At 72.1% G+C, this 26,092-nt stretch carries 19 protein-coding genes; 4 read left to right on the top strand and 15 right to left on the bottom strand.

The window, feature by feature from the left end:
* Positions 1 to 47 precede the first annotated feature (47 nt).
* A complete protein-coding gene (locus tag IO40_RS0111070) occupies positions 48 to 311 on the top strand; it encodes a DUF397 domain-containing protein (RefSeq protein ID WP_016470186.1) in 264 nt (87 codons plus the stop codon).
* A gap of 127 nt (positions 312 to 438) precedes the next feature.
* Here IO40_RS0111070 and IO40_RS0111065 read toward each other — a convergent pair whose 3' ends face one another.
* The 7 genes from IO40_RS0111065 to eccB all read right to left on the bottom strand — a co-directional run bounded on the left by IO40_RS0111065 (position 439) and on the right by eccB (position 7,935).
* Positions 439 to 756 carry a WXG100 family type VII secretion target gene (locus IO40_RS0111065; RefSeq protein WP_016470185.1) on the bottom strand — a complete coding sequence of 106 codons (318 nt, stop codon included), beginning with the start codon at positions 754 to 756 and terminating at the stop codon, positions 439 to 441.
* Positions 757 to 857: 101 nt separating this feature from the next.
* Complete coding sequence (locus IO40_RS0111060; RefSeq protein ID WP_016470184.1) at positions 858 to 1,238, bottom strand: WXG100 family type VII secretion target; 381 nt, start codon at positions 1,236 to 1,238, stop codon at positions 858 to 860.
* A gap of 73 nt (positions 1,239 to 1,311) precedes the next feature.
* The gene (locus IO40_RS0111055) at positions 1,312 to 2,436 is read right to left on the bottom strand and encodes a S8 family serine peptidase (RefSeq protein WP_234315538.1); all 1,125 of its coding nucleotides are present in this window, start codon (positions 2,434 to 2,436) and stop codon (positions 1,312 to 1,314) included.
* Positions 2,437 to 2,533: 97 nt separating this feature from the next.
* Positions 2,534 to 4,369 (bottom strand): WXG100 family type VII secretion target, encoded by a 1,836-nt coding sequence (locus IO40_RS37575; RefSeq protein ID WP_137016979.1) that lies wholly within the window; start codon positions 4,367 to 4,369, stop codon positions 2,534 to 2,536.
* 33 nt (positions 4,370 to 4,402) lie between these two features.
* Positions 4,403 to 4,933: a hypothetical protein gene (locus IO40_RS0111045; RefSeq protein ID WP_051698343.1), complete on the bottom strand. Its 531-nt coding sequence runs from the start codon at positions 4,931 to 4,933 to the stop codon at positions 4,403 to 4,405.
* 174 nt (positions 4,934 to 5,107) lie between these two features.
* Positions 5,108 to 6,394, bottom strand: coding sequence for a type VII secretion-associated serine protease mycosin (mycP, locus tag IO40_RS0111040; protein WP_030406979.1), 1,287 nt, complete (start codon positions 6,392 to 6,394; stop codon positions 5,108 to 5,110).
* A gap of 11 nt (positions 6,395 to 6,405) precedes the next feature.
* Positions 6,406 to 7,935 (bottom strand): type VII secretion protein EccB, encoded by a 1,530-nt coding sequence (gene eccB / locus IO40_RS0111035; RefSeq protein ID WP_016470179.1) that lies wholly within the window; start codon positions 7,933 to 7,935, stop codon positions 6,406 to 6,408.
* Positions 7,936 to 8,175: 240 nt separating this feature from the next.
* Between eccB and eccE the strand changes: the two genes are divergently transcribed.
* The 3 genes from eccE to IO40_RS0111020 all read left to right on the top strand — a co-directional run bounded on the left by eccE (position 8,176) and on the right by IO40_RS0111020 (position 13,877).
* Entirely contained in the window at positions 8,176 to 9,555 is a 1,380-nt protein-coding gene (gene eccE, locus IO40_RS0111030) for a type VII secretion protein EccE (protein ID WP_078659705.1), read from the top strand.
* Positions 9,555 to 10,259, top strand: coding sequence for a hypothetical protein (locus IO40_RS0111025; RefSeq protein ID WP_016470177.1), 705 nt, complete (start codon positions 9,555 to 9,557; stop codon positions 10,257 to 10,259). The genes eccE and IO40_RS0111025 overlap by 1 nt, the downstream gene beginning before the upstream one ends.
* A 114-nt stretch (positions 10,260 to 10,373) precedes the next feature.
* The gene (locus IO40_RS0111020; RefSeq protein ID WP_051719251.1) at positions 10,374 to 13,877 is read left to right on the top strand and encodes an SCO5717 family growth-regulating ATPase; all 3,504 of its coding nucleotides are present in this window, start codon (positions 10,374 to 10,376) and stop codon (positions 13,875 to 13,877) included.
* 308 nt (positions 13,878 to 14,185) lie between these two features.
* Here IO40_RS0111020 and IO40_RS0111015 read toward each other — a convergent pair whose 3' ends face one another.
* From IO40_RS0111015 to nusA, 8 genes are all read right to left on the bottom strand, one after another.
* Positions 14,186 to 15,130 carry a bifunctional riboflavin kinase/FAD synthetase gene (locus IO40_RS0111015; RefSeq protein ID WP_016470175.1) on the bottom strand — a complete coding sequence of 315 codons (945 nt, stop codon included), beginning with the start codon at positions 15,128 to 15,130 and terminating at the stop codon, positions 14,186 to 14,188.
* Between the two features lie 373 nt (positions 15,131 to 15,503).
* The gene (locus tag IO40_RS0111010) at positions 15,504 to 19,214 is read right to left on the bottom strand and encodes a serine protease (RefSeq protein ID WP_137016860.1); all 3,711 of its coding nucleotides are present in this window, start codon (positions 19,212 to 19,214) and stop codon (positions 15,504 to 15,506) included.
* Positions 19,215 to 19,510: 296 nt separating this feature from the next.
* The gene (gene truB / locus IO40_RS0111005; protein ID WP_031175336.1) at positions 19,511 to 20,437 is read right to left on the bottom strand and encodes a tRNA pseudouridine(55) synthase TruB; all 927 of its coding nucleotides are present in this window, start codon (positions 20,435 to 20,437) and stop codon (positions 19,511 to 19,513) included.
* 3 nt (positions 20,438 to 20,440) lie between these two features.
* Positions 20,441 to 20,929: a 30S ribosome-binding factor RbfA gene (rbfA, locus tag IO40_RS0111000; RefSeq protein ID WP_016470172.1), complete on the bottom strand. Its 489-nt coding sequence runs from the start codon at positions 20,927 to 20,929 to the stop codon at positions 20,441 to 20,443.
* A 92-nt stretch (positions 20,930 to 21,021) separates the two neighbouring features.
* Complete coding sequence (locus IO40_RS0110995; RefSeq protein ID WP_016470171.1) at positions 21,022 to 21,318, bottom strand: DUF503 domain-containing protein; 297 nt, start codon at positions 21,316 to 21,318, stop codon at positions 21,022 to 21,024.
* Positions 21,319 to 21,463: 145 nt separating this feature from the next.
* Positions 21,464 to 24,463 carry a translation initiation factor IF-2 gene (infB, locus tag IO40_RS0110990; RefSeq protein WP_030406972.1) on the bottom strand — a complete coding sequence of 1,000 codons (3,000 nt, stop codon included), beginning with the start codon at positions 24,461 to 24,463 and terminating at the stop codon, positions 21,464 to 21,466.
* A 160-nt stretch (positions 24,464 to 24,623) separates the two neighbouring features.
* Complete coding sequence (locus tag IO40_RS0110985) at positions 24,624 to 24,920, bottom strand: YlxR family protein (protein WP_030406971.1); 297 nt, start codon at positions 24,918 to 24,920, stop codon at positions 24,624 to 24,626.
* Between the two features lie 122 nt (positions 24,921 to 25,042).
* Complete coding sequence (gene nusA, locus IO40_RS0110980; RefSeq protein WP_016470168.1) at positions 25,043 to 26,092, bottom strand: transcription termination factor NusA; 1,050 nt, start codon at positions 26,090 to 26,092, stop codon at positions 25,043 to 25,045.

Raw genomic sequence — 26,092 nt, 5'->3', positions numbered from 1 at the left:
TTGCGTAGTCTGGCTCTCGCACACAGGGCGCGAAGGGAGAACCGCAGGTGGGTACTCAGCAGGAGAAGGAAGAGCTCTACGCGATGGACATCTCCGACGCCGTCTGGGAAAGCGCCCCGGGCGGCCCGGACGACGAACGCGTCGAGATCGCCCAGCTGCCCGGCGGTGCCGTCGCCATGCGCAATTCGAAGGAACCGGACGTGGTACTGCGCTACACCGCCGCCGAATGGCGGGCCTTCGTCCTCGGCGCCCGTGACGGGGAGTTCGACCTGGAGCCGGCACCGCAGACTGGCGGCGCTCAACAGGGGTGAACGCCTTCCGCGGGAGAGACGCCTCTCCGCGCGGACTCATTGCACGACACAGGGAGGGTGGGTGCCCCCCGGGCACCCACCCTCCCTGTGTGCATCGTGCGTCTGCGCGTCCGTGCGGTGTGCGCCGTCACAGCATGCCGTGCTCCTGGAACCACCGCGCGGACTTCATGTCCGTGGACTGGTACCCGTCCTTGCTCAGACGGACGGCCTGCGCGATCTGCATCAGGTTGAGGTGGACACCGTTGACCTCGGTCTCCCACTTCTTCATCGTCGCCTGGTAGGCGGTCTTCGCCTCGCCCTCCCAGATCGCGGAGATCGCCCTGACCTCGCGCTCGATCTCGTCGAGATCCGCCTTCAGGTTCTTCGCCTGCTTGTCGATCGCGTCAGCCGCGTTGTCCAGGCTGGCGTAGGTTACCTTCAGCCCTTCCTCGTACGAACTCGGCATCGCTCTTCCTCCGTTGCAATGACGTTGTGGTGCCGTCCGCGTGAGGGGTCTCGCTCAAGACCTCGACTCACCGGCGACTGCGAAACAGTTCAGGTGCCTGCTCAGCCGTTCATCGGCGGAGGCGAGTACATGTCGAGCTTGGAGGCGGGCTGGCCTCCCGGCGTCACGCCGTAACCGCTGTCGACCACGTCGATGCCACGGAGAGCCTGGGCGATGTCGTCCTCATTGAGACCGGACGCCTTCCGGGCCGCCTCGATGCCCTCGAGGAAATAGGCCAGCAACCGGTTCAGCTTCTGCATCCGGTTGTTGATTTCCGTCTGCTTCGTGTCGAAGGCACCGGCACCGATGCCCTTCCAGTGCCCCTCGATCGAGTCGATGACACCCTGGAGGCCCTTGACCTGACCGTTGATGTTGTCGATCTTGCTGACGAGCCACTCCTCCTTCTTCCGGAGTGACGCATCATCGAGTTTCTGGTCCGCCATGCCTTCCGTTCCCCTCCGTTGATCGTGGAATACGTCGCATCATGTGACGACTACGACGCTTCGTGCTGTCGCACTAGTTCCGCCTCAGGCGTACGACGGCGAAGCCGCACCCCGCGAGGATGACGATTCCCGCAGCGATCCCGACCGCGGGAAGAACCCAACCGTTGCCGTCGCCGGACTGCGAGTCTGCCACCTTCACCTTGTCAGGGGCATCACCTTTCGCTGAATCCTTGCTCTGCGACTTCGGCTTGTCGGGTTTGGTGTGAAGGGTGCGCTCACCGGTGAGCGGACTGATGTCCGGATCGCCCGGGTCACCCTTGTTCTCCAGCAGGTTGAGGCGCGGACGGACCGCGCCGTATCCGACGTATTTGCTCGGGTCGTTGTGATGGTCGCCGAGTTGCATCAGGACCCGGAGCACCTGATTCGACGTCCACTTCGGATGCTTGGACCAGATGAGGGCAGCCGATGCTGAAGCAATGGCAGTGGCAGCGCTGGTACCGCCCTGGGAGCAGTAGCGTTCCAGTTTTGCGTCGCACCAACCGGGAATGTCGACGCCGGGCCCTGAAAGCGTCGTCTCCTCGCCGTGCGTGGAGTACTTGGCCACCTTGCCGTTTCTGTCCAGAGCGGCAACCCCTGCTACGTCTGGGTAGGCGGCGGGATAGTTGAGCTCGTTCTTTCCATCCCCCTCATTGCCCATAGCCGCGAAGAGCAGTTTTCCCTTCTTCGCGGCATACTCCACCGCCGTCTTGATCTTGGGATACGGGGCTCCGCCGAGGGACATGCTGATGATCTGGGCATCGCTGTCAGCGGCTGCCCTGATGGCTTCCCCAAGGTGGTCCTTCTCCGTATCCGCCCCCTTCATCCCCACCAAGGTGGTGCGATAAGGAATGATCTTGGCGTCGGGCGCCAGCCCTTTCAAGGTTCCGTCCTTGCCCGAGCCCGCGATAAGTTCGGCCATCGTCGTTCCGTGGCCGTCGTCGTCGTCGTTCTCGTCTCCCGGCGCCCGGGAAAAGTCCTTCCCTGGAAGCACCCGGTCGCTGAGCGACGGGCTGGAGGGGTCGACACCGCTGTCGATAACTGCCACCTTGATGCCCTCCCCCGTGCTCACCTCCCACATTTCCTCAGCCTTCATGGCTTCCAGGTACCACTGCCCGGACTGCGCATCATGAGCGCTCGCCACGGGAGCCAGCCCTGTCATGCAGACCGTCCAGGCACCGACAGCTGCGGCCCCAGCCAGGAAACGCCGTCGGATCCGTCGTCGTGGTGGCTTCGCCGTCATCACTGCTCTCACTGGCTTATTCGCTCACTGGCGGGAAGGTACCCCGCCGCCCGGTCGACCGCTTCTCTCCGTCCTGCGCTTCGGCGGAAGACGGGTTCTCCCCGCCGATCACCAGGCCCGAACCGCCAGGGGTGGATTTTCGCGAACGCTTGTCCTTCGACTTGTCCTCACGAGGCTTGCCGACGATGCCACCAGGACTGGGGGTTGGCCTCCGCTTCGCGTCACGACGACTGCCGCCCGCTCCTGCTCCCCCGGTGCCGGTCCCACTCACGGGCGGGACCATGCCCGTCGTGCGACGGGCCGCCGTCGCGTTCTGCCCACCGATGACGGTTCCGCGCGGCAGCTTCGCGCTGGGAGTCTTTCCACTGGCGATCGGCTGGTTGGGCCTGCCACCGACGACACCACCGGGTTGCGAGGCCCGACCGGAACTGCGGCCGGTGTCCCGTCCGCCGACGGCGGAAGTGCCTCCCGGAGCGGTCGGCGGAAGCATTCCCGGACGGCGGAGCCCGTTCTGGCCACCATTGGGACCGGTCGAACGCCCTGCCGACGGCACAGCAGGCCCCGGCCTTCCCATCGGCCCTGTCTGTCCCGGCGTCTGCGGGCGCATCGGAGCGACCTGTCCAGGCATACCCGGTCGCACCGGCCCCTGTGCCCCCGGCCGTCCCGGCTGGCTGGTGGGCGGTACGAACGGCCGCGGCGAGCGCGGGCCTCCCGGTCCCACTCGTCCGGGGGGAGCACTAGGCGGCATGGAGACCGGACCCGGACCGATGGGATTGGGACCAGGGGGACCGGTCGGATTCGGTGTCGGGGGCGTGTGCGGACCCACGTCCGGCGGCGGCATAGTAGGCGTCCGCGGCGGAGCGACGCTGTCGATGCCCGTGGCCACGGAATGATCCGGCCGGATCGGCTCCACGGGATCAGTGGGAGCGTGGTGCGCGTATCCGGGGTCGATCCGGTTGACTCCACCCTCGTCGTGCGGCAGTACAGGAGGGGTGACGGTCCTGCCCGCGTCCGCGTAGCTCCCACCCGCAACGCCGGGCGGCACCACTCCCGGCCCGGCTGCTCCACCCGGCCCTCCGTTTTCCGGCTTCCAGCGGTCGGGCGGGGCCGGCGGCACCCCCACATCCGGCATGGCGCCGAACACAGGCTTGTTCTTCTCGGCAGCAGTGATGTGCTGGAGCGCCACCCGGTAGTAGGAGCCGAGCTTCTCCAGCTGCTGGACGGCCTCCTTGCGGTCCTTCTCCCGCTTCTTGAGCTTCTCCGTGGAGGTGTCCGGCTTCGGCGCGATGTGGGCCGGGAGCCCCTCGCTGCTGCCGCTCGCCTCCTCGTCGCTCACTGAGCTGCGCAGCGGGATCGTGCTGCTGCGGACCATGGCGAGTCCGTACCCGGCGGCATTGATGTACGTGCCGACGGTGCCCGCGTATTCACTGAGCTTGAGGGTGTTCTTGTGGAGATCGTCACCCCATTTGGTGAACGCCTTCTTCGCCTCGCCGTCCCACTCGTCCTCGACCCCGGCGAAGTAGGTCTTCAGCTCGGCCGCTGCCTTCCGCAGGTCCCGGGCGGCGTCCCACAGGGCGTCCCCGACGTCTTCCAGGTCACCTTGGGAGGCATCCTCCACAAGATCGACCATCTGGTTGAGGCCGTAGGTGTCGAAGGGCGTGGCAGTGGTGCCGGGCGCGCTTCCGGGGGGTGCCAGGGGCGCGAGACGTCCCTCACCCGGCTTGCGGAACAGCTCGGGCGGCGAGTCCTTCAGGAAGGGGCTGAACTCCTGCGGAAGGGTGGGGTCCTTCGGCATGTGGTCGGCCGAGTAGCCCGCCCCGCTGAACGGGTCCGGCTCCTCTTTCTCACCCATGCGTCCTCCTGTTCCCCGAAGTGAGCCTCTGCATCAGTAACCCGACTGGCCTTCCGGAAGGCCATCGGACGTGCCCTTGCCGTGCTTGTCGTCACCCATCGGATGGTCGCCGTGATGCGGCGCGTCGGCGTGCTTCGTCTTCTTCGTCAACGCCTCCGTCCGCGCCTGGATCTGCCAGAAGCGGCGGCGTTCCGCCGCGTCCACCGCGTCGAAGTTGCCGTCTGCGCCCTTGACCGCGATGCCGATGGCGTCGATCTGGTCGCGGAGGGTCTGGGACAGCTGGGTGAGGGTGTCGTGCACCTCGGTGAACTTGGCGTACAGGTCGTCGGCCTCGAAGAAGAGGGTGTTCTCGCCGCTGAACGATTTCCGGGTCACGCGCCGGGCGGAGATCGCGTGCTTGGCCGCAGCCGAGTTGTCCAGCTTCGTGATGGCGCCGTCGATGCGCTTCTTGAGGATCTTCAGTGCTTCCGCGCCGCGCTTGAGATCTGCCTTGGACGGCGTCGGTGCGCCGCCGGGCAGTTTGTGCGGCGGGATCTCTTTGCCGTCCGGCCCCAACAGCCCCATGGTCCCCCTTCCACCCGTGATTCCCCCCACCGCCCCCGGGGCCGCTCGACGCCCCCGTTGACGGCACTCGCTTCACCCTAGTAGGCGGGTGAAGGCTGTTCCAACTGCAAATCCAGCGTTGTCAGTCAGTCGCCGCACGCCTGTTGCACAGGTGTGACACGCCCTCCCGTTCTATCAGTTGCCGCTGACACCGGTCCGCCTCCGTCGGCGCCAGTCCCGGTGGATGAGGGACGTGCCTGCGACGACCGCGACGAGGATGCCTCCGCCGAGAAGGACGTAGGTTCCCAGTCTCTCGTTCCGTTCCTGTTCGGTCTCCCCGAGTTGGAGTTTCGCGGGGGTCGGTTTCTTGCCGGTTCTGACGCCTTCTTTGGCGACCGGATGATCGATGCGTTTGTCGTCCTCGGTGAGGGCGGCCACCGGGTCGACCACGCCCCAGCCGACGAGGCGGTCGTGGCCGGGGACGGAGCGCTCGGCGGTCTGCTCGATCTGGGCGACGATGTTCTGCTGGGTCCACCGGTCGGGGCCGCTGTTGTGCTTGGCGCGCAGCAGAGCCGCGACGCCGGCCACGTAAGGCGCGGAGAAGCTGGTGCCGTTGTCCGCGCAGTGGCCGCCCTGGGGGACGGTGGAGATGATGTCGACACCGGGTGCGGCCACGTCCACGAAGTCGCCCGACTGGGAGAAGGGGGCGCGTTCGTTGTTGCGGTCGGAGGAGGCGACGGCCAGGACGCCCGGGTACGACGCGGGGTAGGTCTTCTTGACGTTGCCGCCCAGTCCGTCGTTGCCCGCCGACGCGACGACGACCACGTCCTGGCTGAGGGCGCGGTTCACGGCTTGTTCGAGCACGGAGTCGGGGCGCAGTGCTTCCGCCGTGTCCTGGGAGATGTTGATGACGTCCGCCCTGGCCTCGACGGCATAGTCGATGGAAGCGGCGAGTGTCTCGGCGGTGCCGCTGCCGTTGGCGTCGTTCTGCTTGATCGGGATGATCGTCGCCTTGGGGGCCAGTCCGACGAACCCGGTGTCGTCGGCGGGGCGGGCGGCGATGATGCCGGCGACCTTGGTGCCGTGCCCGACCTCGTCCGTGGTGGGTTTGCCGCGCGGAGTTGCGCGTCCCGCCTCGTCGTTCTTCGGCTTTTTCGGCTTCTTCGGCAGGAAGTTCTTGCCCGCCCGGGCGTCGACCGCGTCGGCGAGCTGCGGGTTGCCGACGTCCACGCCGGTGTCGATGACGGCGACGCGGACCCCGGCTCCCTGGTCGGTGTCCTGCCACAGTTCGTTGAGCAGGACGCGTTGCAGCGCCCAGGGGCGGCCCTTGTACGGCTTCGCGGGGAAGCTGCACTGGGTGCTGGTGTCGGCCACCGCGGGCGGCGCCGCGGTGACGGTGAGGGCGGAGGCGGTGACGGCGGTGGCCGCGGCCATCGCGGCCAGCCGCCGCACGCCGGTGGCGGTGCGGCTGATGGTGCGCATCCGTGTCCCCCTTACGAACCCTGCGGCTGGAGCGCGTCACCGGTCGACAGGCGGGGCCCGGTGGGCAGGAAGGCGGCCCACTCCGCGGGAACGGGCGCGGGTTTCACCCTCTCGTAGCCGAGCCGGCGTTGTGCGTTCTGCCCCTCCTGCTGAAGCTGCTGTTCCTGCTGGGAGTTCTTTTTGCCGCTCTCGCCGATCCCCGAGTCGTCGTGTTCGCTGTCCGTGTTGGACTGCATCGCGTACCGCAGGCCGGTGTCGGTGACCAGGAAGACGCCGCCGGAGCCGGTGCTGCTCCCCTTGAACTGGCGGAAGAGCTGGCCGGTTCCGGGGGTGACGTAGGCACTGGAGGTGCCTGCGGGGAGCTGTGCGGGGAACTCCTTGCCCGACCAGGTGCTGAGGGTGGTGTCGCCGCTCTTGCCGTTCACCTTCCGCAGCACGTTGCAGGCGACGTTGCGGCTCCCCGAGTGAGGATCGGCGGAGTTGACGGCGTGGCTCTTCTCGCGCGGCCACGTCAGGCCGCCGCCGAACTCTTCCTGCGTCGGGGAGATGGCGCTCGCGTTGACCTTGATGGCCTCGCTGTTCTGTTTGAGGGGCAGCAGTTGCTTGGAGGCCAGCAGGAGCTGCGCCATGAAGTCGGTGATCGGCATGACCCTGCCCTGGAGCACCACGTAGTGCTGCCAGTGGTTGCCGGAGGGGGCGAGGAGGACGGCGCCGACCTGGTTGGCGTTCATGTCGAGGCCGGAGACACCGGCGTCCGCACCGATGGTGCCCGGCACCTGCGGGAAGGAGATGTTGTGCCCGGTGTGCAGGGTGGCGAGCCACTGGCGGGAGACGCGCTGGGGCTCCCGGTTGTCCGTCAGGATGCGCAGCAGGGTGTCGTCGTGCGGGATGCGGTATTTGGTGCCTGATTTGTCGACGACGTAGAGCCGGTCGTCGGGGCCCTGGACGTAGAGCAGCTCGCCGCCGCGCAGCCGCCCTTCGCCCTCGACCTTGCCTTTGTCGCGGTCGGCCAGTACGAAAGCGGCCTTCTGGACGGCACGGCCGCCCTGGCCCGGGCGCTCGCAGACAGCCCAGCGTTTCTTCTTGCCCGCCTCGTCCGGCTTGGGCAGCCGGTCGGGTGCGTACGGGATGCCGAGGGTGGCGCCGTGCGGGATGTCGCCGTTGTCGAGGATCTTCTCGTCCACTTTGACCACCTCGCCCTTGCCCGGGTCGAGCAGCAGCTTGGCGGAGGCGAGGTTGAGGACCGGGTGGAGCTGCGCCTTGCCGTCGGTCTCCAGGACGACGTAGCGGGTCGTCGACTCGGAGCCGATGATCACCTTCTCCTTGGGCTTGTCCCAGCCCTCGGGCGCTTTCGGCTTGAACATGCCCCAGGCGCCGAAGCCCGCGAGGATCAGGGCGCCGACGACGATGCCCGGAAGAATGCCGCGCAGGGGGCGGGGAGCGCCCTCCTCGGTGCCTGTCGGTGACGGCTGGAGGAACGCCGCCACCAGCCGCTTCTTCGCGTATGTGTAGGCGTTGAGCTCGTCGCGCCGCGATGCCATGAGTGAAAGACGCTCCCTGGAAGTCCTGCTGTCCCCCGTCCGCGCCGGGCCCCGAGGGCCCGGGCCGAGGCCGGAACGGTCCCGCCGGCCGGTCCGCGGACGCCCGCGGACGCCACTGATTGTCGGACCGGGCCCCTACTATGCCGGTTGGGGATCGCCTTGCGCCGCTCCGGTATCGTGATCGCCCGCCCAACACCCTTGACAAGTAGGGCGAATTCGGACATGAGGGGGCCTTCCGGGATGGGATCTGCGACGCGGGCGCCGGGTGCGACGGGCACCGCGGGCCGCCCTGGGCCGGGTCGGACCCGGAACCCGGGGGCGGACGCGTCCAGGAACCGCGCCGCCCGGACCGCACCGCCGGTCCCCGTCTCCACATCGCTGCGCACCGAGTCGCGGACCAGCCGCGTGGGGCCGTTCCAGGTGCAGCAACTGGTGCTGCTGGAGCTGGCAGCCGCCGTGCTGCTGGTGGCCGCCGCCGTCGACCGGCTGCTGCTGGTGCCCGCCGCCGTGGTGGCCGCCGTGCTGGTGGCCCTGGCCGTCATCCGGCGCCACCACCGCTCCGTGCACGACTGGGCCCAGATGGTGCTGGCGCTGCGCGCCCGCAAGCGCGCGGCGGCCCAGCCGCTGACACCCGCCATGGTGCTCGACGAGAACGGCGAGCGCATCGACGCGGGCTTCCTCCCGCTGGTCGAGTGCGCCCCCGGGCTGCGCACGTACGCCTACGTGGACAAGAAGCGCCGCACGATCGGGATGCTGGGGGACGGCACGTTCCTGACGGCTCTCGTGCGGATCGAGGCCGCGCCCAGCGCGCTGCGCCCCGCGTTCGGAGCCCGCGCCCTGCCGCTGACCCTGATGCAGGACGCGCTCGACGTGGACGGCATCGCCCTGGAGTCGGTCCAGGTGGTGCAGCACGTACAGCCCGCGCCGGCACCCCATCTGCCCGAGCAGTCGGTGGCCCGCCGCAGCTACGGCCCGCTGCAGGAGCAGACCGGATCGCCGGCGCTGCGGCTGACGTGGGTGGCGCTGAAATTCGATCCGGAGCTGAGCCCGGAGGCGGTCAAGGCGCGCGGCGGCGGTCTGGAGGGCGCCCAGCGCTGTCTGGTGCGCGCAGCCGACCATCTGGCCAGCCGGGTGACGGGCGCCGGCTTCGTGGCGACGGTGCTGAACGAGCAGGAGCTGATATCGGCGGTCTCGACGTCCGCCTGTGTGAGCCCGGTGGCCACGGCCCGGGCCAGCCGTCCGGACGCCGCACCCACCCGGCGCACCGCCGAGTCCACCCGCGTGTGGCGGTGCGACGACCGCTGGCACACCACCTACGCGGTGGGCCGCTGGCCCGAGCTGGGGCGAGCCGCCACTCCGCTGCCCCGGCTGGTGGCGCTGCTGACGGCCACGCCGACCCTGACGACGACGTTCAGTCTGACGCTGGGCCGTTCGGCCCGCCGCCAGGCCGTCACCCTCAGCGGGCATGTGCGGCTGACGGGGCGTTCGGACACCGAACTGGTGGCAGCCCGCCGCCATCTGGAGCACGCGGCCCGCTCGGCCCGGCTGGGGCTGGTGCGGCTCGACCGTGAACAGCTGCCGGGCGCGCTCGCGACGCTGCCGCTGGGAGGGGTGCGCTGATGGCCGGCCGTTTCGGACAGGGCCTGCTGGGTCCGCGCCGCACCGGACACGCTCTCCCGGCAGACCATCTGCCCGCGCTGTCCCTGCCGATCGGCGACGACGGCGTGGTCGTCGGGAACGACGCTGAGGGCCGCCCGCAGGTGGTCGGCTTCCACCACCCCACCGCCTACGACGTGGTGCTGATCGGCGGTCTGTGGACGGCGCAGGTGCTGGCGCTGCGGCTGGCCGGCACGGGGGCTCGGGTCGCCGTGGAGACCGGCCGCGCGCAGGCATGGACGCATCTGGTGCAGGCGGCGGGCGCCGGCCAGGAGTGCATCTCGCTCTACGACGTGGGGCGCGTTCCTCCGTTGGGGCCGACGGTGAGCAGCCCGGTGCTGGTCGTCCGGGACTGCGGGATGCGCCCGCCGCGCGGTCGTGTCGCCGCCATGCCGTGGCAGTCGGTGCTTACCCTGTTGCCCTATCTGAGCCCGGTGGCGCCCCGGCTGCTGCGCGGTGCCGCACTGGTGGGCGTCCAACGGGTCTCTCCGGACGAGGCCCAGCAGATCGGGCGCATCATGCAACTGCCGCGCCAGGAGGTCGAGGCGCTGTCCACCCTGGGCGACGGGGTCACCCTGTGGTGCACTCGGCGCGAGCGCCACTACGCGGTCACCCAGCCCACCGACGCCGAGTCAGGTCTGCTGGGTACGCCGCGGCGTCTCGACTGAAGCCCGCGCCGGACCGCACTGCCCCAGCGGTGCTTGTGATGATTAGGCTGAGATGGACGCGCGTGTGGCGGGCGCGCGACAAAACCGGGGTGAATGACCACAGCAGGAGGCAGTGTGAGCAGCGACCGGGACGAGATCCGCGTCCGCGGGACCATGCCCGGTTCCGACCAGCTCGACGCGGAAGCGGATGCCGAGAGCGAAATGGAGTCGACGGGCCAGTTCACCATCGACTACACACCGCCCGCCTGGTACACGCAGAACGCGGCCGGCCGACTGGAGCAGCAGGAGCCGTCCGCGGGCGACGACGAGGAGCAGCACGCGGCCCCGGCGTCGGGCGCGCCACAGGCCGCGCCGCGTGCCGGCGAAGGTGACTGGTGGGCGAATCCGGGGGCGTCGGCTGCTCCGACGCCGCCTCCGCCCGCACCCGCTGTTCCCCCGATGCCGGACCACGGTCCTGACGTTCCCTACCGTTCCGCGGAGCCTTCGGGGTCCGCCGAGGTGACCGCCGCCGGTGCCGAGGAGGCCGCCGGGGACGACGGTTCCGGTTCCGCGCTGCCCGCATTCCCCTCCCTGGCGCCGCTCAGCGACCAGCGCGCCGACGAGTTCGCGGAATCGGAGGGTGCAGCCGCCGCGGAGAGCGACAGTGCCTCGTACCGCGAACCGGTCACCGGTGCGCGTACGCCGGACGAGCCGGGGACGGACGCCACCGGGCCGGGTCCCGGCTCCTCCGGCGCCGACTCGCACGCGCCGCCGGCCGCTGCGCCTACGGCGCGGCGCGACGCCATGGACGACGACCGCGCGGACGAGCGTTTCGCGCAGGCTTCCGCCGCGGGGACGTCCGGCTCATGGAGCACGAAGGACACCGGCCGGGCAGCCGGTGACGACTCGGCGCACGACGGCGGTGAAGCGGACGGCGACAGCCGGGACGGCGAGGCGGAGCCGTCACCGAGCTGGCGCGCCTCCACGGGCTCCGCCTCCTCCTCCACCGTCTCCGAGGACCGTGCGGAGGAACCGGCCGGGACTCCCGCACGGGACAGCGCCACGATGCGGTTCTCCGCAGCCGCGCTGCGCCAGGAGATCGCCGCGTACGCCGCGCAGGAGGAACGCGCGCACGACGCGGCGGAACGTGCCCGGCAGGAGGACGAGGACGAGGAACCGGCCGCGGCACAGGGCGGCACCGGCGCCGCGGACACGCGGGACACGCCGGAGACCGGCGTCCCGGAAAGTGCCCGGCCCGCCGACACCGCGACCCGCTTCCTGGACACCCGCCCGGCCCGGCAGGACCACCAGGACACCACCGGCCCGGCGGAAGGTGGCACACCGCGGACCGCTCCGCGGGAGGATGCGTCCGGCCCGTCCGACTTCGATCTGGCGGCGCCGTCCGAAGCACGCCGGTACGAGGCTGCGCCCTCACCGTTCTCTCCCGCCGACGCGCAGGACGCCGAGCCGCGCGCCCCGATGCCTCCCCGTCCGCACTCCCCCGCCGAAGGTTCCGCCGACGGAAGTGGCGGCGCCGCGCAGGGACTTCCTCCGCTGCCGCCGGACTTCCAGCCTGCGGCGACGCCGCCCCCGGGTGCACCGTGGCCCGGTGCGGAGCCGCCACGGGCGGACGGTCCGGACCGCGACGGCGACGGCCCAGGTGCCGTACCGTTCCAGGAGCCCCGGCAGGACGCTGACCGTCCCGGTGCGCAGGAGGTCGCCGAGGCGCTGTCGGGCGCACCGTACTCGCCGCAGCGGCCGGAGCTGCCGGAGCAGCCGCAGCAAGCCCCGCACGAGCCCTACCCGGCGCGGCCCCCGCAGCTGCCCCGCCAGGCTCAGCAGACGCCACAGCAGCAGACGCCCGAGCAGCAGGCGCCGCAGCAGCACGGCCAGGCACAGCCGACAGCGGGGCAACAGGCCGCGGGGCAGCAGCAGGCGGACCCGAGCCGCTACGGCTACCCGCAGATGCCGCAGCAGCAGGCCGCTGGTGACGGCCCGTCACCGTCGCAGGCCCCGCAACTGCCGCAGCAGGAGCAGCCGTTCCCCGGGCAGGGCCAGGGGCAGGCCGACCCTGCGCAGGCGGCCCGCCCGGCGGCGCAGCAGCCGTTGCCGCCCCACGGCAAGCAGCAGGAGCCCCACGGCGGGCAGCAGGAGCCCCCAGGCCAGGTCCCGGGCGCTCCCTCGCCCTACCAGCAGCCGCAGTTCGGTGCGGCCCAGGGCCCGTACCAGCAGCCGCCGCAGGGGCAGCACCCGCAGGCTCCGCAGGGTCAGGGTCAGCACCCACAGGGCCCAGGGGCCGCACAGCAGGCCCCTGCTCCGCAAGGCCCGTACGCGCAGGGGCAGCCCCCGGCGCAGCAGGCGGCGCAGGCGCAGCCGGAGGTGCGCGGGCCGCTGCAGCCGCACCCGGGTGCCGTCGATCCGCGCCGGGTGGACCAGTCGGGTTCGCCGCTGGGCTACACGGCGGCTGTCGAGCTGTCCTCGGACCGGCTGATCAACAGCAAGAAGAAGCCGCGTCCGCAGTCGGGCAACAAGTCGCGCTTCCGGTTCGGCGCCAAGAAGGAGGAGGCCGAACGGCAGCGGAAGCTCGACGTGATCCGCACACCGGTGCTGTCGTGCTACCGGATCGCCGTCATCAGCCTCAAGGGGGGCGTCGGCAAGACGACGACCACCACGGCCCTGGGTGCCACACTGGCGACCGAGCGGCAGGACAAGGTGATCGCGATCGACGCGAACCCGGACGCGGGCACGCTGGGCCGCCGGGTCCGCCGCGAGACGGGGGCGACGATCCGCGACCTGGTGACGGCCATCCCGTACATCAACAGCTACATGGACATCCGCCGGTTCACCTCCCAGGCGCCGTCCGGGCTGGAGATCCTGGCCAACGACGTGGACCCGGCGATCTCCACGACGTTCAACGACGACGACTACCGCCGTGTCATCGACGTCCTGGGCAAGCAGTACCCGATCATCCTGACCGACTCGGGCACGGGCCTGCTCTACTCGGCGATGCGCGGAGTGCTCGATCTGGCCGACCAGTTGATCATCATTTCGACCCCGTCCGTGGACGGTGCCAGCAGCGCGAGCACCACACTGGACTGGCTGGCGGCGCACGGTTACTCGGAGCTGGTGCAGCGGAGCATCACCGTGATCTCCGGTGTCCGCGAGGTCGGGAAGATGATCCGTGTCGAGGACATCGTGGCGCACTTCCAGACGCGCTGCCGGGGCGTGGTGACCGTCCCCTTCGACGAGCATCTGGCCGCCGGTGCCGAACTGGACCTCACGATGATGCGGCCCCGCACACGGGAGGCATACTTCAACCTGTCGGCGATGGTCGCCGAGGACTTCGTCCGGGCCCAGCGCGAGCAGGGGCTGTGGACGGCCGAGGGCGGCAATCCCCCGCCACAGCTCGCCCCGCCGATGCCGGGCCAGGGCGGCGCCCCGGGACAGCCCGTACCCGGACAGGCACAGCCGGGCGGGCAGCCGCAGCCCCAGCCGCCGTACGGGCCGGGCGGCGGCTACGGGTACCCGGGACCCGGTCAGCCCGGACAACCCGGTCAGCCCGGCTATGGGTACCCGGGGCCGGGGCAGTACCCGGGCCATCCGGGACAGCCCCAGCCGGGCAGCGGCTGGCAGCAGTAGCCGGCGTACGTCGTAGTCGGCCGGACATGGCGGAGGGGCCGGGGATTCTCCCCGGCCCCTCCGCCATGCGTGCGGTGCGCCGTGTGCGGCGTCTGCCGTCGGGTGCCCACGTCCGGGGCGGCGATTCCGGTGGCCTTCCGCCTTCCCGTGTGCCGTACACGTGCCGCGTCTGTGCGCGGCCCCGTCAGCGGTGACCGCGCACGCGGCACGGCGCCGCCTGTGACCGCAGCCCCCGCGCCGCCCGTACTGAGGCCGTCAGTTCTGTGCGCGGCGGGCCTCGGTGGGCGTCACGCCGCCCGTGTGCCCCGTCAGCCCTGTGCGGCGGCGACCAGGGCCCTTGCCTCGTCCACGTCCTGCGCCATCCGGGCCTTGAGCGCCTCCAGGGTCTCGAACGTCTCCTGGCCGCGGATGTAGTCCAGGAAGTCGACGCCGACGTGCAGTCCGTACAGTTCGAGGCCCACCCGGTCGATGGCGTACGCCTCGACCGTGCGCTCGGTGCCGTCGAACTGGGGGTTGGTGCCGACGGAGATCGCGGCGGGCATGGCCTCGCCTTCGACAGTCAGCCAGCCCGCGTACACCCCGTCGGCCGGGACGGCCGTGTGCGGGAGCGTTTCGACGTTGGCCGTCGGGTAGCCGAGCTCCCTCCCGCGCTGCGCCCCGCGCACCACGATGCCCTCGACCCGGTGGGGGCGGCCCAGTACCTCCGCCGCGCCGCGCACGTCGCCCGCGGCGACCAGCCTGCGCGCCATCGTGGAGGAGAATGCCTCGCCGCTCTCGGCCCGCTCGAAGAGGTCCACGACGACGACGTCGTAGTCGTAGGTGCCACCCAGTTCGGCGAGCGACTCGACGGTGCCGGCCGCCTTGTGGCCGAAGCGGAAGTTGGGGCCCTCCACGACCGTGCGCGCGTGGAGCTTGTCCACCAGGACCTTCACCACGAAGTCGGCGGGCGACAGCTTGGAGAACTCGGTGGTGAACGGGAGGACGAGCACGGCGTCCACACCCAGCTCGCCCATGAGTTCGGCACGCCGGTGGTGCGGTGCCAGCAGCGGCGGGTGGCTGCCGGGGCGGACGACCTCGCTCGGGTGCGGGTCGAAGGTGACGACGACGGCGGGCACACCCAGTTCCCGGGCGCGCTCGACCGCCTTGCCGATGATGAGCTGGTGTCCCCGGTGCACCCCGTCGTACGAGCCGATGGTGACGACGCTGCGCCCCCAGCCCTCGGGGATGTCCTCCAAGCCACGCCAGCGCTGCACGTCTGCTCCTCGTCGCTACCTAGTTCGCCAGTGCCTGAGCCGATGGCGATGACGATGGGTCTCGCCGGTCCAAGGGTGCCATGCCGCGCCCTCGCGGCCCGCACGGACCCACCTCCAGCGGCCCGGACACCGGGCGCCTGGCTGTCCGCGCCCGTGTCCGGCGAAGGGCCCCGGGTGCGGAGCACCGCCCCGCGAGGGCCGCGGCACCTCGGCTCCGCCAGCTCCCCGCGGTTGTATCCCGACGCTCGACGGCTGCCGCGGCTGAGCCCCGGCAGCTCTCCCGGCTCAGCCCCGACGGCTCCCGCGGCTCAGCTGCGGCAGATGTCCCGGCTCAGCTGGGGCAGCCGTCGGCGCTCGGCCTCGGCGGCCCAGGTCATGGGCCGGTCGCGGGCCGGTCGCGGGGCGGGGCCTCTCCCGGCACCTGCCGCCGCTGGGACGGGACGGCGGCGAGCACCCGGCCGCGCGGCGCGGCACCCGGCGCATTGGCGGACGCCCGCTGTCCCGGACGGCGTACGGTTTCCCGCCACGTACTCCGCGCGGGGTACGGAGGCTGCCGGCGGCCGGGCTCATGGCGGGGGCCCGGAACGGCGTGCGGCGCACGGCACTCACGCCGCGCGGCCTCCAGGACGGACGGCTCGGTCTCGTCGGCGAGCAGCAGTTCCAGCAGTTCGTCGCGCAGCGGCCCGTGGCCGGCGGCCAGCACCCGGGCGAGCCGCTCACGGACGGCGGGCGGCTGGTCGCGCAGCAGGTCCGCCACCAGGGGGCGCAGCACGGCGCGGGCGGCGTTGCCGTGCCGCAGCCTGATCGCGAGGTAGGCGGCCACGTCGTCGCCTGCCCGCCAGGGGCGCAGGGTGGCGTGCTGCCGTACCAGCTCGGCCGCGCGGCGGGCCAGTGCGGGCGTGCGCAGCCGGGCGAGAGCGTGTACGGCCTGTGCCTGGGCCTCGGGAAAGGCGGGCTGGGTCAGCAGGTCCCGGAAGGCCGCCAGGACCGGCTCGGGGTGGGTGGGCAGCGCCGTCCCCAGGGCGGCGGCCAGCTCGGCGTCCCCGGTGGCCGTGAAACGCCGCAGCGCCGCTTCCAGGTGCCGGGAGCGTTCTGCCGGGTCGCGGACGAGAACGGCGAGCGCGGCGTCGTGCAGTGCGGGGCGGGCGGGGCGGCGCAGCAGTGCGAAGGCGGCGTGCCGGAGCAGTTCCCGATCGCCGGCGGAGGTGGCCCGGCGGGCCGCCCGCACTCCGTGGTGGGCGGCTGCCGCCGCTCGTGCGTCCCGCGCGTCGTGCGCCCAGCGGTGGACGGCCCGGCACAGTGCGGAGGGTTCCGCGTGGACGAGCTCGGCCAGCAGTTCGTCCGCGTACGGGTGCGCGGCCGACACCAGCGCCTCGCACAGCGCGTCCACGGCCCGCTTGCGGTGGACGTACAGCAGGGCCTGCGCGGCGGTGGCCACCGTGGGGACGCTTCCGCCGGGGGTGTCCCGGCGGGGGCGCAGCGGTCGCCGGTCGTCGAACCACCGGCACAACAGCGGCTGGAGCGTGCCCGGTTCGGCGGGCAGCAGTTCGGCGAGGACGTCCAGGAAGCGCCGCCGGCCGCCTGCGGTGTCCGCCGGCGGGTCGGCGGGCAGCAGGAGGCGCAGCAGTTCCGCCTTGTCGGCTGCCCCGAGCGGCACCCGGCGCCAGAACCCGGGCCCGAAACCGTCCGCTCCGTGATTGTCGCCCCGGGGCCTGCGGGTGACGTGCGCGGCGAGGGCGCGGAGGACAGGCACGTAGGGCCGCGCGTCCGGCATGCGCAGCAGGGTCTCGTGCAGCAGGTGTGCGGCCCACCACGCCGCCTCGGCCTCGTCGTCGTCCTGTTCGGCCGCCCCGTCACTGTCCAGTGCGTCCACCAGGCGGAGCAGCCGTGGAGTGAGCGCGCCGGCACCGTCCCTGCGGTCGCACAGCAGCAGCGCCTGGACGACGGGGCCGATGCGGTGCCGGGGCACCGGCACGGTGCCGTCGCGGGTGCGCCGGTGGACCAGGGCGTCCAGTGCGGCGTCGAGTTCCAGGTGGCTGCCCTGGAGCCAGTCGGCGAACTCCTCGTCGACGAAGCGATAGCCCTCTCCGGCCGGGGTGAGCGCGCCTTCGGCGAGCACGGCGGAGGCCCAGCCGCCGTGCCAGGGGAAGAGTTCCTCGAAGTCCGCGCGGCTCAACTCGCCCTGCCCGGAGCCCAGACAGCGCCGCGCCGCCTCGTGCAGCTGTCCGGACACGCGGGCGGCGAGCCGGCGCACCGCCGCCGGGTGCGGCGGCCGGGGACCCTGCTCCGCCCCGCGTGCGGCGCCCACGGCGTGCGTCTCGCCCGCGGCCCGCGCCTCGTCCCCGGCCTGTACCCCGTCCCCGGCCCGCGCCGACTCCGTGCCGGCCGCGCCGTGCGGGTCCGGGCCGGCGGTGGCGTCCCGGTGCTCACCCGGCATGCCGTCCGGGCCCGCACCCGCGGGGATGTCCGTCCGCGCCGGTGCGTTCGTCTCCGTGTGGGTGACAGCGCCGCCGCCCGCCCCCTGCCGGGCGGCGAGGCGCTGGGCGACGCACAGGCTGAGCAGATCGAGGAACCCGGAGAAGATCTCGTGCCGGGGCGGCGGCCTCTCCCCCACGGGGGCGCCGGCATCCTGTGCCGCGCGGATGCGGGCGAGCATCCGCATCGCGAGGGGATGCCCTTCATCGGCCGGGCGCAGGGCACCGTCCGGCAGGCCGTACGCCGCGCGGGCCCGCGCGGCCTGGGGCGGCGGCAGCGCGCCCAGCGACAGGCACCCGGCGGCGTCGCCCGTCGGGTGCAGCATGTCCACGGGGAACAGTCCGGCTGTCTGTTCCCAGAACTCGGGCCGGCAGGCGAGCACCAGCCGTGCCCCGGAGGCCCGCAGCCAGCCGGCGGTGCGCAGCGTCCAGGACCGCAGCCGGTGGGCGAGGTGGGGCGGCATCTCCTCGGGCGCGTCCAGCAGGACGAGGAGGGGACGGCCCGCGGCCCGCGCGATGTGGGCGACGGTGTCGGGGTCCCGGTCGCGCGGGTGGCCTGCCGCGTCCGGCGCCTCGGCGCCGCCAACCGTACGGTGCGGCGGGCCTCCGTCGGCACTGTCCTCTTCGGCCGCGCCTGTGGGCCGTTCTCCGCCGGTGCGGGCGGGGGCCGCGACGGTCCGCCCGACTGCCGTCAGCGCACGCGCGACCGCGTCGCGCAGCCCCGTGTCGCCGGCCCGCAGGTCGGCTCCGCGCAGCCAGACAGCCGGTGTCGGTGCCGGGCCGCGGGTGCAGCGGGCGGCGAGGGCGGCCAGTTCGGTGGTCCGGCCACTGCCCGGGTCACCGGTGACGGCGACGACGCCGGCCGCGCCCCGGAGGAAGCGGTCGAGTGTGTCGGCGACGGGCGGCCGGGGCACGGCGTGGGCGCTCCGCTCGACGGCGGGCCCCACCGATGCCCGGGCCAGCCGCAGCACCCCGGCGAGATTGAGGTCGGGGCCGAAGCCGGGGGCGCAGGCGCCGTTGCGGCGCAGCAGCGTGCCGAGGGGGCCGCCGGGGGTGCGGGCCCCCGCCGGGTGCAGCGGCACGGCCAGCGCGCCGGCTCCGTCGGGAGACTGGAGGGCGGTGCCCAGGACGCCGAGGACGGCTCCGGTGGCCGCGTTCACGACGGGGGCGCCGGAGGCGTCGGCGGACAGCCGCAGGCGGGCGCCGACGGATGCGGGGACGCGCAGCCGCAGCACATGGCCGAGCGCGTGGTAGCGGGCGGTGGAGGTGTAGGTCGCGGTGGTGGGTGTCTCCAGGGTGGCGGCCAGCGGCCCGTCCTCGGTGAGGAGCCACGCCTCTTCCGTCGGGTGCGCCCGCCCGGTCGCGATGACCTGCGGGGCCACCACCGTGTCGAGCCCCGTGGTGCGGACGAGGGCCAGGTCCCATTCGGGTACGGGGGTGATGTCGCAGGCGGCCACCAGGGTGGCGGCCCGGCCCGCGTGCAGTACGGCTCTGCCGAGGCCGTCCACCGCCTCGTGGCTGGTGACCACGGTGCCGAGGTCGTCGGCGAGGAAGCCGATGCCGCGCCGTCGTCCCGCGAGGTCGCAGATGCGTACCAGTGGGGGTCTCACACACACCACCGTCATCGCCCGTACCTCCCCGCTGGTGAGCACCGTCGCGTCGACCGTAGGACGGGGTTGATCAGCGGCGACAGGTCCGCGCGGGAACGCGCCCCCGCCCGCGCCCGCACTTCGCACCGAGCGCCTGTCCACCCGGGTGAACGCCGGACTGGACGGGGATAACGCGGCTCTTTCACTCACCGGGGGACGGCCGGGTCCCCCACACGAAGACAGCGGTTCCCCCACACGAAGACGACGCCGCCACCGTGAGGGAACCCGGGTCCCCCACACGAAGACGGCACCGTCACTCACACGAAGACGGCCAGGCTCTTCGCCCTGCCCCCGCTCTCCGCGACCAGCGCCACGAAGCGGTCACCGGGCCCGAACACGGCCACGGGCCCGTCGCCCTTCCGGCCGGCCGGCATCCGCAGCTGGACGCCGTTGCCGATACGCCGGGCGTCCTCCTCGTCCACGTCCCACCGCTCGAACGCGGCGGCTGCCGCCTCGCCCAGCGGCAGCACGGGCAGCGGTTCGCCCGCGTCCACCCGTCCCTGGAGCTGCTCCAGGGTGTGCGCGCCCTCGAGCCGGTACGGGCCGACTCGGGTGCGCCGCAGGGCGGTCAGATGGCCCCCGGTGTCCAGCGCCGCGCCCAGATCACGGGCAAGAGCCCGCACGTAGGTGCCGGAGGAGCAGACCACCGAGACCAGCAGATCGGTGACCGGTGTACCGTCCTCGGCCGTCTCCTCGCGAATGTCGTGCACCACGAACGACGAGACGGTCACCGGGCGGGCCGCCAGTTCGACCTGCTCGCCATCCCGTATCCGGGCGTAGGCACGCTTGCCGTCCACCTTGACGGCGCTGACCGAGGAGGGCACCTGCTCGATCTCGCCGGTCAGCCCGGCCACGGCGGCCTCCACCCGCGCCCGGTCGAGGTCCTTGGCGCCCTTCGCCGCGGTGATCTCGCCCTCGGCGTCCTCGGTGACGGTCTCCTGGCCGAGCCGGACGGTGGCGACGTACTCCTTCTCCGTCAGGGCGAGGTGGCCGAGCAGCCGGGTGGACCGTTCGGTGCCGACCACCAGCACGCCGGTGGCCATGGGGTCGAGCGTCCCGGCGTGTCCGACGCGCCGGGTGCGGGCCATCCCCCGCAGCTTGGCCACGACGTCGTGCGAGGTGAACCCGGCGGGCTTGTCGACGACGATCAGCCCGCCGGGCCCGTTGTCTCTCTTGCGTGCCACGGATCAGGCGCTCTCGTCCTTGCCGCCGGCCGCGTCGTCGGCCTCGCCACCGTCCTCGTCCAGCTCCGCCTCGCCCGGCTTGCGGTACGGGTCGGCGTCCCCGGCGTAGGTGGCGCCGGACGAGGCCTTGCGGACTTCCTCGTCGGCGGCCCGCGCCCGGGCGAGCGCGTCGTCGAGCGTCCGGGCGTTCTCCGGCAGCGCGTCCGCCACGAACGTCAGGCTCGGCGTGTGCTTGATGCCCGCGGCCTTGCCGACCGCCGAGCGCAGCACGCCCTTGGCGCTCTCCAGGCCGGCCGCTGCCGCCTTGCGGTCCTCGTCGTCGCCGAAGACGGTGTAGAAGACCGTCGCTTCCCGCAGATCGCCGGTGACCCGGGTGTCCGTGACGGTCACGTGTGTGCCGAGCCGCGGGTCCTTGATCCCCCGGTGCAGCTTCTCCGCGACCACCTCACGGATGAGGTCGGCCAGCCTCTTGGCCCGTGCGTTGTCGGCCACTGGTCCGTCTCCTTGCTCTGCGCGGCACGTTCGCACGCGCCGCGGCTCTTCCTGCCTGTGTTCGCTGCGCCGCTCGGGCGCAAGCAGTCGGTCTATTCGTCGTCGGCGCCGTGGAACCGCCGCCGGACGGAGAGCAGTTCCACCTCGGGGCGGGCCGCCACCAGCCGTTCGCAGCTGTCCAGCACATCGGTCAGGTGCCCGGCGTCACCGGAGACCGCCGCCAGTCCGATGTGTGCCCTGCGGTAGAGGTTCTGCTCCCCCGTCTCGGCCACGCTGACCGCGTATCTGCGGTGCAGCTCGGCGATGATCGGCCGGACGACGGAGCGCTTCTCCTTGAGCGACCGCACGTCGCCCAGGAGCAGATCGAAGGACAGCGTCCCTACGTACATACAGTCCGGGTCATGCCACCCGTGGGGCCTTGGGGTCGCCGCCCAGCGGAAACTGGACGGCCGCGCTAACGGCACCGTACACGCAACGGCCGGGGCCGATCGACGGAAATACTTCCGCCGGTCGGCCCCGGCACAAGGGAGTGGGTCAGCCTCGCGGCTTCTCCCGCATCTCGTACGTCGCGATGACGTCGTCCACCTTGATGTCGTTGAAGTTCCCGAGGTTGATACCGCCCTCGAAGCCTTCGCGGATCTCGGTGACGTCGTCCTTGAAGCGGCGCAGACCCTCGATGGTGAGGTTCTCCGCCACGACCTTGCCGTCGCGGATGACGCGGGCCTTGGAGTTCCTGCGCACCTCGCCGGAGCGGATGAGGACACCGGCGATGTTGCCCAGCTTGGACGAGCGGAAGATCTCGCGGATCTCCGCCGTGCCCAGCTCGACCTCTTCGTACTCCGGCTTGAGCATGCCCTTGAGGGCCGCCTCGATCTCCTCGATCACCTGGTAGATGACCGAGTAGTACCGCACGTCCACGCCTTCGCGCTCGGCCATCTGGGTCGCGCGCCCCTCGGCGCGGACGTTGAAGCCGATGACGATGGCGTCGGAACCGGTCGCCAGGTCGATGTCGGTCTCGGTGACCGCACCCACCCCGCGGTGCAGGATGCGCAGGTCGACCTCTTCGCCGACGTCGAGCTGGAGCAGCGAGGACTCCAGGGCCTCGACCGAACCGGACGCGTCGCCCTTGATGATGAGGTTGAGCTGCTGCACCTCGCCGGCCTTGAGCACCTTGTCCAGGTCCTCCAGGGAGACCCGGCGGGTCCGCTTGGCGAAGGCCGCGTTGCGCTCGCGCGCCGCGCGCTTCTCGGCGATCTGCCGTGCCGTGCGGTCCTCGTCGACGACCAGGAAGTTGTCGCCGGCACCCGGGACGTTGGTGAGGCCGAGCACCAGGACGGGAGTCGAGGGACCCGCTTCCTTGATGTTCTCGCCCTTGTCGTCCAGCATCGCGCGGACCCGGCCGTAGGCGTCGCCGACGACCATGGTCTCGCCGACCCGCAGGGTGCCGCGCTGGACCAGCACGGTGGCCACGGCGCCACGGCCGCGGTCGAGGTGGGCCTCGATCGCGATGCCCTGGGCGTCCTGGTCGGGGTTGGCCCGCAGGTCGAGCGCCGCGTCGGCGGTGAGGACCACGGCTTCGAGCAGCTCGTCGATGTTGGTGCCCTGGCGGGCGGAGATGTCGACGAACATCGTGTCGCCGCCGTACTCCTCGGCCACCAGCCCGTACTCGGTCAGCTGGCCGCGGACCTTGGTCGGGTCGGCGCCCTCGACGTCGATCTTGTTGACCGCGACGACGATCGGCACGTCGGCCGCCTTGGCGTGGTTGAGCGCCTCGACGGTCTGCGGCATCACGCCGTCGTTGGCCGCGACCACGAGGATCGCGATGTCGGTCGACTTGGCACCGCGGGCACGCATGGCGGTGAACGCCTCGTGTCCGGGGGTGTCGATGAAGGTGATCTTGCGCTCTTCGCCGTTCACCTCCGTCGACGCCTGGTAGGCGCCGATGTGCTGGGTGATACCGCCGGCCTCGCCCTCGATGACGTTGGTCTTGCGGATCGCGTCCAGCAGCCGCGTCTTACCGTGGTCGACGTGACCCATGACGGTCACCACCGGCGGACGCGGCATCAGCGCCGTCTCGCCGCCCTCGTCCTCACCGAACTCGATGTCGAAGGACTCCAGCAGCTCGCGGTCCTCCTCCTCCGGGCTGACGATCTGAACGACGTAGTTCATCTCGTCGCCGAGGAGCTGGAGCGTCTCGTCGGAGACGGACTGGGTCGCGGTGACCATCTCGCCCAGGTTGAACATCACCTGCACGAGCGACGCCGGGTTGGCGTTGATCTTCTCCGCGAAGTCCGTGAGCGAGGCACCACGCGACAGCCGGACGGTCTCGCCCTTGCCGCGCGGCAGCATCACACCGCCGACGGACGGCGCCTGCATCTGCTCGTACTCCTGGCGCCGCTGCCGCTTCGACTTGCGGCCACGACGCGCCGGACCGCCGGGACGGCCGAAGGCACCCTGGGTGCCGCCGCGCCCACCGGGACCGCCGGGACGACCGCCGAACCCGGGACGGCCACCGCCGCCACCAGGACGACCGGCGAAACCGCCGGGACGGCCACCGCCGCCACCGCCGCCACCGGGACGGCCGGCGAACCCGGGACGGCCACCGCCGCCACCGGGACGGCCACCGCCACCGCCAGGACCACCGCGGCCCGGGCCCGGACGCGGACCCGCGGCCGGACGCTGCGGCATCATGCCCGGGTTCGGACGGTTGCCGCCCGGACGGGGACCGCCGCCCTGCGGGGCCTGCGGACGCGGCATGTTGCCCGGCGTGGGGCGCTGACCGCCCGGAGCCTGCGGACGGGGACCGCCCTGGCCGCTCGGGCCCGGCTTGGGGGCACCCGGCTTCGGCGGCTGACCCGGCTTGGGGGCACCGCCCGGACGGGGCGCCTGCGGGCGCGCCATCCCGGTGGAGCCACCGGAGGTGAAGGGGTTGTTGCCCGGACGCGGGCCGGCCGGACGCCCGCCCGGCTTCGGGGCCTGGCCCGGCTTCGGACCCTGGCCGCCCTGCGGACGCGACTGGCCGCCGGGCCGCGGAGCCTGACCCGGCTTCGGGGCCGGGCCGCCGGGGCGCTGACCGCCCGGCTTCGGGGCGCCCGTGGTGGGCGCCTGGAAGTCCGGCTTCGCCGGCGCGGGGGCCTGCGGGCCCGGCTTCGGGCCGGGCTTGGGGGCGCCGGGGCGCGGGGCCTCGGCAGCGCCGGTCTCACCCTGTGCGGGGCTCGGCGCAGGTGTCACCGGGCCGCCTTCGGGACCCGGCTTGGGGCCGGGCTTGGGAGCACCCGGCTTCGGTGCGCTCGCGCCCGGCTTGGACGCGGCGGGCCTGGCGGCGGCCTTCTTGGGCGCCGCGGGCTTCGCGGCGGACTTCTTGGCAGCGCCACCGCTCGCGTCGAACGCGTCTGTCAGTTTGCGGACAACCGGCGCCTCGATCGTCGAGGACGCCGAACGGACGAATTCGCCGAGTTCCTGGAGCTTGGCCATGACGACCTTGCTCTCCACTCCAAGTTCCTTGGCGAGTTCGTATACCCGGACCTTAGCCACTTCGCTCCTTACGGCCCGGGGGAGATCGTCCGCCGGACCTTCGCTACTGATGCATGGGCGTACTCATCGCGTACTCATCGAGTGCTCATCGCAATCTCGACCTACTTCCCACTCGCGAGGTACCTCTCCCCGCACGGCAGGTCCGTGCGGGCTCTTTCTCTTACGGTGCTTGCTGTCCTTGCTGTGCGATCCGCTCCACGTGCTCGCGCAGGTGTGCGAGGTCGAACGGTCCCGGACCCCGGAAGGCCCGGTTGAACGCCCGGCGCCGGACGGCCTGCTCGAGGCAGGAGGGAACAGGGTGCAGATACGCACCCCGACCGGGCAGCCTACCGCGAAGATCGGGGATCAGGCTGCCCCCGATCAGCACCATTCGCAGCAGTGCGCCCTTGTCGGTGCACTCCCGGCAGCCCACGCAGGTCCGCTGAGGGCACGACCGACCGTGCGTCCGGCCAGACACTGATTAAGTCTACCTCCCCGAAGCCCCAGGACCCCGTGGGGGGTAAGGGCGCCGTTACTCATTCGCAGCCGGACCGTGAGCGACCGGCCGCACGCCGTGATCCCTTCCCGGCGTGGCCGGATTCACCCCTCGCGGGACGTCCTGCCCCCGGACCGGCCACCGCCCTCGCCGGAAGCGGCGCTCCCGGCCTCGGCCTGCTCGGCCGTGTCCGGGCGGATGTCGATGCGCCAGCCGGTGAGACGGGCCGCGAGCCGGGCGTTCTGTCCCTCTTTGCCGATCGCCAGTGACAGCTGGTAGTCGGGCACCGTCACCCGGGCGGACCGGGACGCCAGGTCGATGATCTCGACCTTGCTCACCCGCGCCGGGGACAGCGCGTTCGCGACCAGTTCGGCCGGGTCCTCCGACCAGTCCACGATGTCGATCTTCTCGCCGTGCAGCTCCGCCATGACGTTGCGCACCCGGCCGCCCATCGGGCCGATGCAGGCGCCCTTGGCGTTCAGCCCCGAGCGGGTGGACCGCACCGCGATCTTCGTACGGTGACCGGCCTCGCGGGCGATGGCCGCGATCTCGACCGAGCCGTCCGCGATCTCCGGCACCTCCAGCTCGAAGAGCTTCTTGACCAGGTTGGGGTGGGTGCGCGAGAGCGTCACGGACGGGCCGCGCACACCCTTGGCGACCCGCACCACGTAGGTGCGCAGCCGGGTGCCGTGCGCGTAGTCCTCACCGGGCACCTGCTCCTGCGGCGGCAGGATGGCCTCCAGCTTGCCGATGTCGACCAGCACGCTCTTGGGGTCCTTGCCCTGCTGGACGACACCCGCGACGACATCACCCTCCCGGCCCGCGTACTCGCCGAAGGTGACCTCCTCCTCGGCGTCCCGCAGCCGCTGGAGGATGACCTGCTTGGCGGTCGTCGCCGCGATGCGGCCGAATCCGGAGGGCGTGTCGTCGAACTCCCGGGGTTCGGCGCCCTCTTCGATCTCGTCGGGGCTTTCCTTCGCCCACACCGTCACGTGGCCGCTCTTGCGGTTCAGTTCCACACGGGCGTCCCGCCGGCTGCCCTCGGTGCGGTGGTACGCGATGAGGAGGGCCGACTCGATCGCCTCCACCAGCAGGTCGAGGGAGATCTCCTTCTCCCTGACCAGCCCGCGCAGGGCACTCATGTCGATGTCCAC

This window comes from Streptomyces albus subsp. albus, assembly GCF_000725885.1.
GTDB classification, from domain to species: Bacteria; Actinomycetota; Actinomycetes; order Streptomycetales; family Streptomycetaceae; genus Streptomyces; species Streptomyces albus.
This window is presented reverse-complemented; position numbering and strand designations above follow the sequence as displayed.

Coding starts and splice junctions, on each gene's coding strand:
- IO40_RS0111065 (WP_016470185.1), bottom strand. CDS start 756: ATGCCGAGTTCGTACGAGGAAGGGCTGAAGGTAACCTACGCCAGCCTG.
- IO40_RS0111060 (WP_016470184.1), bottom strand. CDS start 1,238: ATGGCGGACCAGAAACTCGATGATGCGTCACTCCGGAAGAAGGAGGAG.
- IO40_RS0111055 (WP_234315538.1), bottom strand. CDS start 2,436: ATGACAGGGCTGGCTCCCGTGGCGAGCGCTCATGATGCGCAGTCCGGG.
- IO40_RS37575 (WP_137016979.1), bottom strand. CDS start 4,369: ATGGGTGAGAAAGAGGAGCCGGACCCGTTCAGCGGGGCGGGCTACTCG.
- IO40_RS0111045 (WP_051698343.1), bottom strand. CDS start 4,933: ATGGGGCTGTTGGGGCCGGACGGCAAAGAGATCCCGCCGCACAAACTG.
- mycP (WP_030406979.1), bottom strand. CDS start 6,394: ATGCGCACCATCAGCCGCACCGCCACCGGCGTGCGGCGGCTGGCCGCG.
- eccB (WP_016470179.1), bottom strand. CDS start 7,935: ATGGCATCGCGGCGCGACGAGCTCAACGCCTACACATACGCGAAGAAG.
- eccE (WP_078659705.1), top strand. CDS start 8,176: ATGGGATCTGCGACGCGGGCGCCGGGTGCGACGGGCACCGCGGGCCGC.
- IO40_RS0111025 (WP_016470177.1), top strand. CDS start 9,555: ATGGCCGGCCGTTTCGGACAGGGCCTGCTGGGTCCGCGCCGCACCGGA.
- IO40_RS0110995 (WP_016470171.1), bottom strand. CDS start 21,318: ATGTACGTAGGGACGCTGTCCTTCGATCTGCTCCTGGGCGACGTGCGG.